This is a genomic window from Methylobacterium sp. ARG-1, from assembly GCF_001262595.1.
In the GTDB taxonomy this organism is placed as follows: Bacteria; Pseudomonadota; Alphaproteobacteria; order Rhizobiales; family Beijerinckiaceae; genus Methylobacterium; species Methylobacterium brachiatum.
Map to the genome: position 1 here is coordinate 42565 of NZ_LHCD01000024.1, position 12120 is coordinate 54684.

General features: G+C 69.7%; 12 protein-coding genes. 11 read left to right on the forward strand and 1 reads right to left on the reverse strand.

Annotated features, from left to right (window positions below; translation table 11 throughout):
- The first annotated feature begins 196 nt into the window (after positions 1-196).
- The 10 genes from AKJ13_RS20260 to AKJ13_RS20305 all read left to right on the forward strand — a co-directional run bounded on the left by AKJ13_RS20260 (position 197) and on the right by AKJ13_RS20305 (position 10384).
- The gene (locus AKJ13_RS20260) at positions 197-1138 is read left to right on the forward strand and encodes an ABC transporter permease (protein ID WP_050734979.1); all 942 of its coding nucleotides are present in this window, start codon (positions 197-199) and stop codon (positions 1136-1138) included.
- A 107-nt stretch (positions 1139-1245) separates the two neighbouring features.
- Complete coding sequence (locus AKJ13_RS20265) at positions 1246-2109, forward strand: ABC transporter permease (protein WP_050735020.1); 864 nt, start codon at positions 1246-1248, stop codon at positions 2107-2109.
- Complete coding sequence (locus AKJ13_RS20270) at positions 2106-3119, forward strand: ABC transporter ATP-binding protein (protein ID WP_050734980.1); 1014 nt, start codon at positions 2106-2108, stop codon at positions 3117-3119. Before AKJ13_RS20265 ends, AKJ13_RS20270 begins: the two co-directional genes overlap by 4 nt.
- A 256-nt stretch (positions 3120-3375) precedes the next feature.
- Positions 3376-4380, forward strand: a complete 1005-nt coding sequence (locus tag AKJ13_RS20275; RefSeq protein ID WP_244471665.1) for an oligopeptide/dipeptide ABC transporter ATP-binding protein — start codon at positions 3376-3378, stop codon at positions 4378-4380.
- A 19-nt stretch (positions 4381-4399) separates the two neighbouring features.
- On the forward strand, positions 4400-5539 hold the full coding sequence (locus AKJ13_RS20280; protein ID WP_050734982.1) for an amidohydrolase/deacetylase family metallohydrolase: 1140 nt from the start codon (positions 4400-4402) through the stop codon (positions 5537-5539).
- Positions 5540-5947: 408 nt separating this feature from the next.
- Complete coding sequence (locus AKJ13_RS20285) at positions 5948-6718, forward strand: ABC transporter ATP-binding protein (RefSeq protein ID WP_007565223.1); 771 nt, start codon at positions 5948-5950, stop codon at positions 6716-6718.
- Positions 6711-7631 carry an ABC transporter permease gene (locus AKJ13_RS20290; RefSeq protein ID WP_144426316.1) on the forward strand — a complete coding sequence of 307 codons (921 nt, stop codon included), beginning with the start codon at positions 6711-6713 and terminating at the stop codon, positions 7629-7631. The genes AKJ13_RS20285 and AKJ13_RS20290 overlap by 8 nt, the downstream gene beginning before the upstream one ends.
- Before the next feature lie 54 nt (positions 7632-7685).
- On the forward strand, positions 7686-8678 hold the full coding sequence (locus AKJ13_RS20295) for an Ldh family oxidoreductase (RefSeq protein WP_050735022.1): 993 nt from the start codon (positions 7686-7688) through the stop codon (positions 8676-8678).
- A gap of 168 nt (positions 8679-8846) precedes the next feature.
- A complete protein-coding gene (locus AKJ13_RS20300) occupies positions 8847-10046 on the forward strand; it encodes a molybdopterin-dependent oxidoreductase (protein ID WP_050734983.1) in 1200 nt (399 codons plus the stop codon).
- An 11-nt stretch (positions 10047-10057) separates the two neighbouring features.
- A complete protein-coding gene (locus AKJ13_RS20305) occupies positions 10058-10384 on the forward strand; it encodes a hypothetical protein (protein ID WP_050734984.1) in 327 nt (108 codons plus the stop codon).
- Positions 10385-10398: 14 nt separating this feature from the next.
- On the opposite strand, the gene AKJ13_RS20310 is transcribed toward AKJ13_RS20305, so the two are convergent.
- On the reverse strand, positions 10399-10641 hold the full coding sequence (locus tag AKJ13_RS20310) for a hypothetical protein (protein WP_050734985.1): 243 nt from the start codon (positions 10639-10641) through the stop codon (positions 10399-10401).
- A 218-nt stretch (positions 10642-10859) separates the two neighbouring features.
- On the opposite strand from AKJ13_RS20310, the gene AKJ13_RS20315 reads away from it, so the two are divergent.
- Positions 10860-11870, forward strand: a complete 1011-nt coding sequence (locus AKJ13_RS20315; protein ID WP_144426319.1) for a putative sulfate exporter family transporter — start codon at positions 10860-10862, stop codon at positions 11868-11870.
- Positions 11871-12120: the final 250 nt, after the last annotated feature.

A 12120-nucleotide genomic window follows, 5' to 3' on the forward strand; every position in this document is an offset into this window, starting at 1 on the left:
GAGATGTCCCGCGATCATCCCGTTCGGCGCGACGCGCCCCCTCTCCCGTGCGGGAGAGGGCTGGGATGAGGGATACGCCCTCTCCGGACAAACCTGTCCCCTCACCCTGTCTCTCTCCCACAACACGGGAGAGGGGACCTGCGCCCCAGCCGGATGCTGCCCGGGGCGCGGGCGACCGATGAGATAGGGGAGACCCATGCTCGGCTATATCGGCAGGCGCATCCTGGCCACCATCCCGGTGATGGCGGTGGTCGGCTTGTTCGTCTTCAGCCTCCTCTACTTCGCCCCCGGCGATCCGGCCGCGATCATCGCGGGCGATCAGGCGACGCCGGACGACGTCGCCCGCATCCGCGCCTCGCTCGGCCTCGACCGGCCGTTCCTGGTGCGGTTCGGCGAATGGTCCTGGCAGATCCTCCACGGGGATCTCGGCACCTCGATCTTCACCAACCTGCCGGTCACCACCATGATCGGCCAACGGGTGCAGCCGACCGTGTCGCTGATGCTCGTCACCCTGGTCCTGGCCATCGTGGTGGCGGTGCCGCTCGGCGTCGTGGCGGCCTGGAAGGCCGGCAGCCTGATCGACCGGCTGGTCATGGGGCTCGCCGTGATGGGCTTCTCGGTGCCGGTCTTCGTGGTCGGCTACGTGCTCGCCTACGTGTTCGCCCTCGAACTCGGCTGGCTGCCGGTGCAGGGCTACACGCCGATCGAGCAGGGCCTGTGGCCGTGGTTCTCGAACCTGATCCTGCCCGCGGTGACGCTGGGCCTCGTCTACATCGCGCTGATCGCCCGGGTGACCCGGGCGACCATGCTGGATGTGCTGAGCCAAGATTACGTCCGCACCGCCCGGGCCAAGGGGCTGGCGCAGGGGCCGGTGCTGTTCATCCACGCCCTCAAGAACGCCGCCGTGCCGATCGTCACCGTGATCGGCATCGGCATCGCGCTGCTGATCGGCGGCGCTGTGGTCACCGAGACGGTGTTCGCGATTCCCGGCCTCGGCCGCCTCACGGTCGATGCGATCCTGCGGCGCGATTACCCGGTCATCCAGGGCGTCGTCCTGCTGTTCAGCTTCGTCTACGTGCTGGTGAACCTCGCCATCGACCTGTTCTACACCTTGCTCGACCCGAGGATCCGCTATTGACCGCGACCGTCGCGCCCCTCTCCGGTCCGTCCCTCGCCCGGGACTCGTCCCTCAAGGACCTGCCCGCCAAGGCGCCGCCCCCCGCGGGCCTCGCCGTCGCCACGCCGATGCCGGACGTCATCCCGGCGCGCAAACGCCGGGGGCCGGTCTGGACTTATGTCCGCCGCCACCCGACCATCGTGGTCGGCGGGATCCTGCTGCTGATCGTGTTCCTGATGGCGGTGCTCGCACCCTATCTCGGCACCGTCGATCCCACCGCCCTGGCCCCGGCCAAGCGCACCCGCGTGCCCTCGGCCCAGTACTGGTTCGGCACCGACATGCTCGGGCGGGACATCTACTCGCGGGTGGTCTACGGCGCCCGCGTGTCGCTGCTGGTCGGCTTCTCGGTGGCGCTCCTCGCCTCGGTGGCGGGGCTCGCGGTCGGGCTCGTCTCCGGCATGGTGCGTTGGCTCGACGGGATCGTCATGCGGATCGTCGACGGCATGATGTCGATCCCGCCGATCCTGCTCGCCATCACCCTGATGGCGCTCACCCGCGGCTCGGTCCAGAACGTGATCGTGGCGATCACCATCGCGGAGATCCCTCGGGTCGCCCGGCTGGTCCGGGGCGTCGTGCTGTCCCTGCGCGAGCAGCCCTATGTCGAGGCCGCCGTGACCACGGGCACGCGCATGCCGGCGATCATCTGGCGCCACATCCTGCCCAACACCCTGGCGCCCATGACCGTGCAGGCGACCTATATCTGCGCCTCCGCGATGATCACCGAGGCGATCCTGTCGTTCATCGGTGCGGGGGTGCCGCCCTCGACGCCGTCCTGGGGCAACATCATGGCCGAGGGCCGGGCCCTCTGGCAGGTGAAGTTCTACATCATCCTGTTCCCGGCCATCTTCCTTTCGATGACGGTGCTCGCCGTGAACCTGGTCGGCGACGGTCTGCGCGACGCCCTCGACCCCCGCATGGCGAAAGACGCATGAGGAGCCCCGGCGTGAACGGCGTACCCCTCCTCTCCATCGAGAACCTGCAGGTCCATTTCCGCACCCCCGACGGGGCCAACCGGGCGGTGGACGGCGTGTCCTTCGCGATCCAGGCCGGGGAGACCCTGGCGATCGTCGGCGAATCCGGCTGCGGCAAGTCGGTGACCGCGATGTCGATCCTGCGGCTCCTGCCCGAGCCGCCGGCCAGCATCGCCGGCGCCATCCGGTTCGAGGGGCAGAACCTCCTCGACCTGCCCATGAAGGCGATGCGCCGGATCCGCGGCAACGACATCAGCGTCATCTTCCAGGAGCCGATGACCAGCCTGAACCCGGTGCTGACCGTCGGCCGCCAGATCGGCGAGACCCTGCGGCTGCACCAGGGCCTCAGCCGGCGCGAGGCCGAGGCGCGGGCGGTGGAGATGCTCACGCTGGTCGGCATCCCGGAGCCCGGGCGCCGGGTCCGGGAATACCCGCACCAGCTCTCGGGCGGCATGCGCCAGCGGGTGATGATCGCCATCGCGCTCGCCTGCTCGCCCAAGCTCCTCATCGCCGACGAGCCGACCACGGCGCTCGACGTGACCATCCAGGCCCAGATCCTCGACCTGATGCGCGACCTGAAGCGCCGGGTCGGCGCCGCGATCATGCTGATCACCCACGATCTCGGCGTGGTCGCCGAGGTCGCCGACCGGGTGGTGGTGATGTATGCCGGCCGGAAGGTCGAGGAGGCGCCGGTCCGCGACCTGTTCCGGGCGCCGCGCCACCCCTACACCCGCGGGCTGATGGGGGCGGTGCCCAAGCTCGGCGCGGTCGAGCACGGCGCCACCGAGCGGCTCGCCGAGATTCCCGGCATGGTCCCGAGCCTGAAGCAGCGGATCGAGGGCTGCGTCTTCGCCGGCCGCTGCCCGGACGTGACCGACCTGTGCCGCGCCTACGCCCCGGCCCTGGAGCCGAAGGCCCCCGCCCACCTCGCCGCCTGCCATTACGCGCCCAAGGACGCGCTGGCGGCATGATGGTTTGTGACTTCGCTGGCGCATCCATTCGCCCTCGCAGCGGCCGTCGAATTCACATGATGCCGGATGCAGCGCGGGTCCCCTCTCCCGTGCGGGAGAGGGGACAGGCTTGTCCGGAGAGGGCGGATCCCTCACCCCAACCCTCTCCCGCACGGGCGAGGGCGCGTGTCGGCGTCGGCCCGAGGCTTGACGACAGGCTCGCGGCCCGCAGAGCGGGATGGATATCCGCGGTCGACGCAATCCTGGGAGGCTGCCCGTGACCACGACCGCCCGCACGCTCCTCCAGGTCAACGACCTGAAAAAACACTTCGCCCTCGGCGGTGGCCTGTTCGGCCGGTCCGCCCGGGTGCTGAAGGCAGTGGACGGCCTGTCCTTCACGGTGGACCGGGGCGAGACCCTCTCGCTGGTCGGCGAATCCGGTTGCGGCAAGTCCACGGTCGCCAAGGCGCTGATGCGCCTCTACGCCCCCACGGCCGGGCAGGTGGTGCTGGCGGGCCGGCGCATCGACGACCTCTCGGCCGGCACCCTGCGGCCACTGCGCCGCCGGATGCAGATGGTGTTCCAGGACCCGTTCTCCTCGCTCAACCCGCGGATGCGGGTGCGGGCGATCCTGGCCGAGCCGATCCGCAATTTCGGTTTGGCCCAGGGCTCGGCCGACCTCGAGGCGAAGCTCGCCGCCCTGATGGAGCGGGTCGGCCTGCCGCGCGAGGCGTTGGGGCGCTGGCCCCACGAGTTCTCGGGCGGCCAGCGCCAGCGCATCGGCATCGCCCGGGCGCTCGCCGCCGAGCCGGACCTGATCATCTGCGACGAGGCGGTCTCGGCGCTGGACGTCTCGGTGAAGGCCCAGATCGTCAACCTGCTGCGCGACCTGCAGCGCGAGCTCGACCTCGCCATGCTGTTCATCTCGCACGACCTCGCCATCGTCGAGCACATGACCCACCGGGTGGCCGTGATGTATCTCGGCAAGATCGTCGAGATCGGCCCGCGCCGGGAGCTGTTCCTGGCCCCGAAGCACCCCTACACGCAGGCGCTGCTCTCCGCGGTGCCGATTCCGGAGCCCGGGGCCGGGCGCACCCGCATCGTGCTCAAGGGCGACGTTCCGAGCCCGATCAACCCGCCTAGCGGCTGCCGCTTCCACACCCGCTGCCCGCAGGCCTTCGACCGCTGCCGGGTCGAGGAGCCCCGCCTCGACACCGTGGGCGCCGGCCACCTGGCCGCCTGCCACCTCAACGACGGCACTGTTGCCGCCCAAGCCGCCTGAGACCGGACCGGAGACAGCCGTGCAGCACGACCTGATCCTCAAGGGCGCGCGGGTGATCGACCCGTCACAGAACCATGACGGCGTCTGCGATGTCGCCTTCGCGGAGGGCCGCGTCTCGGGCTTCGGCCGGGACCTGGTGGCGGGCCCGGGCACGCAGGTGCGGGAGATGGCCGGGGCGATCGTCACCCCGGGGCTGATCGACCTGCACACCCATGTCTACTGGGGCGGCACCTCGATCGGGATCGACGCCGACGCGTTCTGCCGCACCTCCGGGGTGACCACCTCGGTCGATACCGGCAGCGCCGGGCCGGGCAATTTCGCGGGGTTCCGCAAGCACGTGATCGACCGCTCGGAGGCGCGCATCCTCGCCTACCTTCACGTGTCGTTCGCCGGCATCTTCGCCTTCTCCAAGACGATCATGGTCGGCGAGAGCAAGGACCCGCAGCTCATGGCGCCCCGCGAGGCGGTGGAGGTGGCCGAGGCCAACCGGGACGTGATCGTCGGCATCAAGGTCCGGGTCGGGCGCAACTCCTCCGGGGACCAGGGCACCGCGCCGCTCAACATCGCCCTCCAGGTCGCGGAAGAGACCGGCCTGCCGCTGATGGCCCATATCGACGAGCCGCCGCCGAGCTACGAGGAGGTGCTGGCCATGCTGCGCCCCGGCGACGTGCTGACCCATGCCTTCCGGCCGTTCCCGAATTCCCCCGTGACTGCGCAGGGCGCGGTCAAGCCGGCGCTCCGCGACGCCCGGGCCCGGGGCGTGCTGTTCGATATCGGCCACGGCAAGGGCTCGTTCGCGTTCAAGACCGCCCGGGCCATGCTGGCCGGCGGCTTCCTGCCGGACACGATCTCGTCCGACGTGCACCAGCTCTGCATCGATGGCCCCGCCTTCGACCAAGTCACCACCATGTCGAAGATGCTCTGCCTCGGCATGAGCCTGCACGAGGTCATTGCCGCCTCCACGGTCAACGCCGCGGTGGCGCTGAAGCGCATGGAATACGGCACCCTGAAGGTCGGCGCGCTCGGCGACGCCACCGTGCTGTCGGTCCGGGACGGCGCGTTCGACTACGTGGACACAAGGGGCGAGCACATGACCGGCGCCCACCGGATTTTCTCCGAAGGCGTGGTGCTGCGGGGCCGGTGGTGGCACCCGGTCTAAGATGGGGAGGGTGAGGTTTCCGTCGCAGGGCCCACACGCCACCGTCATTCCGAGCGCAGCGAAGCAACCGAGGGAAACGCCACGTCCGGGGGGCGCGCGCCGCCCCGGGTTGCTTCGCTGCGCTCGCCATGACGGTGCGGGACCATCGAACGGGCGCTTCGGCCGGGAGATGTACGAAATACGCTCCTTCGACTGACCGTTGGGAACAGCCTTGTGAGATATTCCCGAACCTGAGCGGCAGACCGGGATAGACGAAACAATCGGGCTGATCCGGACAGCAATCCTCGTTTATCAAGAAGTCGCCGCTTTACAGCCTCTCCTCGCCGGCCCTACACTTTCCCGTGAGGCCCGGACCATCTCCAGGCCATCAGCGACACGCGGCTCAAGCTGCGGCGCCAGGGAGGATGGATGGGTACGGGTCAGCCTCTGCTGGAGGTCGACGGCGTCACGCTCCGCTACAAGACGCCCGAGCACCTCGTCACGGCCACCTACCGGGTGAGCTTCAAGGTCTGGCCCGGAGACCGGTTCGTCCTGCTCGGGCCATCCGGCTGCGGGAAGTCGACCCTGCTCAAGGCGGTCGGCGGCTACATGGCCCCCACCGAGGGGGAGATCCGGCTGAAAGGCCGCCCGGTGACCGAGCCCGGGCCCGACCGGATGATGGTGTTCCAGGAATTCGACCAGCTCCTGCCGTGGAAGACGGTCCGGCAGAACGTGGTCTTCGCCCTCGAAGCCTCGGGCCGGCTGAAAGGCCGTCAGGCGCTGGAGCGGGCCAACCTCTACATCGACAAGGTCAACCTCACGAAGTTCGCCGACAGCTACCCGCACACCCTGTCGGGCGGGATGAAGCAGCGCGTGGCCATCGCCCGCGGCATGGCGATGGAGCCCGACATCCTGCTGATGGACGAGCCGTTCGCGGCGCTCGACGCGCTCACCCGGCGGCGCATGCAGGACGAGCTGCTGATGCTTTGGGAGGAGACGCGCTTCACGGTTCTGTTCGTGACGCACTCGATCCCCGAGGCGATCAAGGTCGGCTCCCGCATCCTGCTGCTCTCGCCCCATCCCGGCGAGGTCAAGGCCGAGCTCAACAGCGCCGCCACCCCGGAGGCGGCGCTGCGGCTGGAGAACCGCATCCAGCAGATGCTCTTCTCCGAGGAGATCCAGGAGGCCGAGAATGTCTAGCGCGCCCCTTCTGAGCGACGCTCCGACGGCCGTGCCGCCGCGGCCGGCCGCCGCGGAGCCGGTCCGCCCCGAGATCGTGCGGCAGACCGGCCAGGCCCACGGCGCTCCGGTGGTGGAGAAGCCGCTCTCGGCTTTCGAGCGGCTCTACAACCAGGCCTGGCTGCGCAAGATCCTGATCCTGGTCCTGCTGGCGGGGATCTGGGAAGCGTACGGGCGCTACCTCGACAACGACCTGCTGTTCCCGACCTTTTCGGCGACCATGGAGGCGTTCTTCCGGGCGGTCGCCGACGGCACCCTCCCGGCGCGGGCCTGGAGCTCGCTGAAGGTGCTGCTGATGGGCTACGCCGCCGGCATCGTGCTGGCGACCCTGCTCACCGGCGTCGCCATCGCGTCGCGGATCGGGACCGATTTCCTCGAGACCCTGACCTCGATGTTCAACCCCCTGCCGGCCATCGCGCTGTTGCCGCTGGCGCTGATCTGGTTCGGTCTAGGCAATGGCAGCCTGATCTTCGTCCTGGTCCACTCGGTGACCTGGGCGATCGCGCTCAACACCCATTCCGGCTTCCTGTCGGTGAGCCGGACGCTCCGGATGGTCGGGCGCAATTACGGGCTGTCAGGACCGCGGCTGATCGGCAAGATCCTGATCCCGGCGGCCTTCCCGTCGATCCTCACCGGATTGAAGGTCGGCTGGGCCTTCGCCTGGCGGACCCTGATCGCGGCCGAGCTGGTGTTCGGAGTCTCGTCCGGGGCGGGTGGGCTCGGCTGGTTCATCTTCGAGAACAAGAACATGCTCGACATCCCGAACGTGTTCGCCGGGCTGCTCACCGTGATCCTGATCGGTCTCGTGGTGGAGAACCTGATCTTCCAGACGATCGAGCGACGGACCATCCAGCGTTGGGGGATGCAGGCCTGATCGAAGTCCGGCATGGCGTCGGGTGATGTCGCGCATCCATCCGGAGTCCTGACCATGCCAATCCTGTCCCTTGCGGAGGCGCACGCCCTCGCGGCCGGCGCCTTCCGCCGCTGCGGCGCCTCGGCGGCTGCGGCCGACAGCACCGCCCGGGCCCTGGTGGCCGCCGAGGCGGACGGCCTGAAGGGGCACGGCCTGTCGCGGGTGCCGAGCTACGCCGCGCAGCTGCGGACCGGCAAGGTCGTGGGCGATGCCGCGATCACCGTCACTCACCCGCGGCCGGGGCTCCTGGCGATCGATGCCGGACACGGCTTCGCCTATCCGGCCCTCGACGCGGCGCTGGCCGAGCTGCCCGAACTGACACGCCGGCAGGGGATCGCGGCGGCCGGGATCCGGCGCTCGCATCATTGCGGCGCCGCCGGCCGGCCGGTCGAGGCCCTGGCCGAGGCCGGATGTCTCGCGATCCTGTTCGCCAATACGCCCGCCGCCATGGCGCCCTGGGGCGGCAACCGCGCGGTGTTCGGCACCAACCCGCTGGCCTTCGCCTGCCCGTTGCCCGGTCGCGCGCCGATCGTGATCGACCTCGCCCTGTCGAAGGTCGCCCGGGCCGCCATCGTGGGCGCGAAGCAGCGCAGGGAGGCGATCCCGGAGGGCTGGGCGCTCGATGCCGAGGGCCGTCCGACCACCGATCCCGCCGCCGCCCTCGACGGCACGATGATACCGCTCGGCGACGCCAAGGGCACGGCCCTCGCTCTCATGGTGGAGCTGCTGGCGGCCGGACTCACCGGGGGGCGCTTCGCAGCGGAGGCCAGCTCGTTCCTCGACGCGGCGGGCGACCCGCCCGGAACCGGGCAACTGATCCTGGCGATCGATGCCACGGCCTTGAGCTCCGACGCACCGGAGCGCTTCGCCGTCCTGGCCGGAGCGATCGAGGATCAGGACGGCGCCCGGCTGCCGGGAAGCCGGCGCCTCGATCTGCGCCGCCGCGCCGGGCGCGACGGGCTGACGGTCCCGGACGCCCTGGCGGCCGAGATCGCGGCGCTCGGCTGACCGCGGCGTAATGTTTCCCGTGAAACACGAATGCCTCGGGGTCGGCCGGTTCGACCGGACGAAATTCTGATACACCCCCACGGTAGGGCCGCCCCGGGATTGTCGGATCGAAGGGCGTCCGCGCGCAGATCGTTCGGTTTCCCAGGGTGGTGGAAGAAGGACGCGACGATGGCTGATCTCGACAGGCGCCGGGTTCTGCAGGGCGGTCTCGGCGCGCTCGCGACCGTCGTGGCACCGTTGCGGGCCCGGGCCGAGGAGGTCACGCTTCCCTTCGGCAACGGCACACGGCCGTTGGTCGCCTATCCGGGCAAGCGCCCCCTTCTTCAGAATACGGCCCGGCCGCCGCAGCTCGAGACGCCGTTCGCGGTGTTCGACGAGGGGGCGATCACCCCCAACGACGCCTTCTTCGTGCGCTACCACCTGGCCGACATCCCCCTGGAGATCGATCTGGACACGTTCCGGCTCGGTGTGACGGGCCATGTCGAGCGGCCGGTCTCGCTGTCGCTGGCCGAGATCAAGGCCCTGCCCGGGCGGACCGAGATCGTGGCCGTGAATCAGTGCTCGGGCAATTCCCGCGGCTTCTTCGAGCCGCGCATGGCCGGCGGCCAGCTGGGCAACGGCGCCATGGGCTGCGCCCGCTGGACCGGCGTGCCGCTGAAGAGCGTGCTCGACCGGGCCGGCGTGAAGACCGGCGCCGTGCAGGTGACGTTCGACGGGATGGACGGCCCGGTCCTGCCCGAGACCCCGGATTTCGTGAAGGCGCTCGGGCTCGACCATGCCCGCGACGGGCAGGTGATGCTGGCCTGGGCCATGAACGGCGAAGACCTCCCCTGGCTCAACGGGTTTCCGCTGCGCCTCGTGGTGCCGGGCTTCTACGGCACCTACTGGGTCAAACACCTGAACGCGATCACGGTCCGCGACACGCCCTTCGACGGCTTCTTCATGAAGAGCGCCTACCGCATCCCGGACAATGCGTGCGCCTGCACGGAGCCCGGCCAGGCCGCCGCTACGGTGCCGATCGGGCGCCTCAATGTGCGGTCGTTCCTGACCAACCTCGTTGACGGAGCGAACATCCAGGCCGGCAGGACGCATCTGCGCGGGATCGCGTTCGACGGCGGTTCCGGCATCAAGGCCGTCGCGGTGTCCACCGACGACGGCCGGAACTGGACGCCGGCGGCCCTGGGGCAGGATCTCGGCCCCTACGCGTTCCGTCCCTGGTCGCTCGATATCGAACTGGATCCGGGGTCGCACGCGATCCGGGTTCGAGCCACCGCCACCGACGGCAGCACGCAGCCGATGGAGTCCCGCTGGAACCCGTCCGGTTACATGCGCAACGGGGTCGAGACCACCCGGGTCCGGGTGGCGTGAAGGGGAACGGGATGCGCGCGCTTCTTGTCGGATCGCTGGCCGCCGGCCTGATCGCGGGCACCGCCCTGTCGGCACCGCGAAGCTACTCCCTGCCGGATCCGACCGCGGAACTGAAGGCGCCCCGGGACGGGGAGGGGGGCAGCCAGGGCCGGGGCTTCGCGGCGGCGCAGGCCAATTGCCAGACCTGCCACTCGATCGATTACATCGCCACGCAGCCGCCGGGCCGCGGCAAGGCGTTCTGGGATGCGGAGGTAACCAAGATGATCAAGGTCTACCACGCCCCGATCGACGAAGCCGATGGCCGCGCGATCGCGGCTTATCTGGCCGATACGTATTGAGTGACGACCGCGCCTCAGCGCAGGGCAATAACCTGCGCGGCGTAGGAGGCGACGCTTTCCACCGCAGGCATGTCGTAGGCGTAGACGCGGCCAGCCAGGATCGCCAGCGCAAGCGTCCAAAACACGGCGCCGCCGACCCGGCGGGCGGTCCGATCTCCGGACGCGGTCGGGCAAGCGTTCGCCACGCCTTCGGCGACGGGCTCGCCAAAGGGGTCGAACGCCATCGTCGTCGACCGGGTATTCGGGGTGGTGCGCATGGGAGTGAATGTCGCGCTCGAACCCTCGCGCCGCAATGGACGCGTCTTTCGAAGTTTTCTCGTGCCGTAGAGTGTCCTTCTCTCTTGCGCGTTCGCGGCAAACGTTTTCTTCCCTTTGCTCGGGTGTCGACCACGGAGCGACCGGCGTGAGCTCAAAAACCTCGTCCCGGGCGGGCGAAACCGGCGCGGCCGCACGGGACGGAACCGGTGCCTCCGTACTGCCGGGCCTCGGCCTGTGCGCGGCGATCACCGCCGTGGCCATGGCCGCACAGGCGCTCGAGGAGCGCGTCGCCGGCCACCCCTATGTCGAGGCGCTGGTGCTGGCGATCCTGATCGGCATCGCCCTGCGCACCGCCTGGACCCCGGATGCCCGGTTCCGCACCGGCATCGCGTTCTCGGCCAAGCAACTCCTCGAGGTCGCGGTCGTCCTGCTCGGCGCCTCCCTCAGTCTCGGGGCGATCCTGGCCTCCGGACCGGCCCTCCTCGCCGGCATCGTCGGCACCGTGGCGATCGGCATCGGTGCCAGCGTGGCGATCTGCCGAGCGCTCGGCCTGCCGCCCCGGATGGCGATCCTGGTGGCCTGCGGCAACGCGATCTGCGGCAACTCGGCCATCGCCGCGGTGGCGCCGGTGATCGGGGCCCAGCCCAAGGACATCGCGGCGGCCATCGCGTTCACCGCGGTGCTCGGCGTGCTGATGGTGCTCGGGCTGCCCCTGTTCGTGCCGCTCGCCGGCTTGAGCGACAACCAGTACGGCGTGCTGGCCGGGCTCACCGTCTACGCGGTGCCGCAGGTCCTGGCTGCGACCGTGCCGGTGAGCCTGCTCGCCACGCAGGTCGGCACCCTAGTCAAGCTCGTGCGCGTGCTGATGCTCGGGCCGGTGGTGGTGGCGTTCTCGCTGATCGCCTCGCGCCTGCCCCAGGAGGCCGGACTCGAAGCGACCGGCCCGAAGCCCCGTCCCGGCCTGACCAAGCTGGTGCCCTGGTTCATTCTTGGCTTCCTGGCGCTGGCCACCGCCCGCTCCCTCGGGCTGATCCCGGATGCGGCGGTCAAGCCGCTGACGCAGCTCGCGGGCGTGCTCACGGTCCTGTCCATGGCGGCCCTGGGTCTCGGGGTCGACGTGCGCGTGCTCGCCCGCGTCGGGGGCCGGGTCACCCTGGCAGTGACCGCCTCGCTGGCCGTCCTGGTCGCGGTCAGCCTCGGTCTCATCCGCGGACTCGGGATCGGTTGAGACCGTGGACAGAAGCAAACTGTGTTCTGAGTTTCGTATTTCGGATTTTCTGAAGATCTGATCGGAACAGGCCCAGCAGATCGCGGGATGGAGGCAGTGAAAACACTCTGTCGGGAACGTGTTTTCCTTAGAGGTCGCATTAAAATTCTGCCGCGAAACGGGATCGGCTGAACAAAGCATCTTGACACTGCGACGGTTTTTGCTTTGGAACCGTGGTGTCACGATCGAAATCTTAGACTGGAACTTGCGC

Excerpts from the sequence above, each read along its gene's own strand:
- AKJ13_RS20295 (WP_050735022.1), top strand. The coding sequence starts at position 7,686 with ATGCCAATCCTGTCCCTTGCGGAGGCGCACGCCCTCGCGGCCGGCGCC.
- AKJ13_RS20285 (WP_007565223.1), top strand. The coding sequence starts at position 5,948 with ATGGGTACGGGTCAGCCTCTGCTGGAGGTCGACGGCGTCACGCTCCGC.
- AKJ13_RS20300 (WP_050734983.1), top strand. The coding sequence starts at position 8,847 with ATGGCTGATCTCGACAGGCGCCGGGTTCTGCAGGGCGGTCTCGGCGCG.
- AKJ13_RS20265 (WP_050735020.1), top strand. The coding sequence starts at position 1,246 with ATGCCGGACGTCATCCCGGCGCGCAAACGCCGGGGGCCGGTCTGGACT.
- AKJ13_RS20260 (WP_050734979.1), top strand. The coding sequence starts at position 197 with ATGCTCGGCTATATCGGCAGGCGCATCCTGGCCACCATCCCGGTGATG.
- AKJ13_RS20310 (WP_050734985.1), bottom strand. The coding sequence starts at position 10,641 with ATGCGCACCACCCCGAATACCCGGTCGACGACGATGGCGTTCGACCCC.
- AKJ13_RS20290 (WP_144426316.1), top strand. The coding sequence starts at position 6,711 with ATGTCTAGCGCGCCCCTTCTGAGCGACGCTCCGACGGCCGTGCCGCCG.
- AKJ13_RS20270 (WP_050734980.1), top strand. The coding sequence starts at position 2,106 with ATGAGGAGCCCCGGCGTGAACGGCGTACCCCTCCTCTCCATCGAGAAC.
- AKJ13_RS20305 (WP_050734984.1), top strand. The coding sequence starts at position 10,058 with ATGCGCGCGCTTCTTGTCGGATCGCTGGCCGCCGGCCTGATCGCGGGC.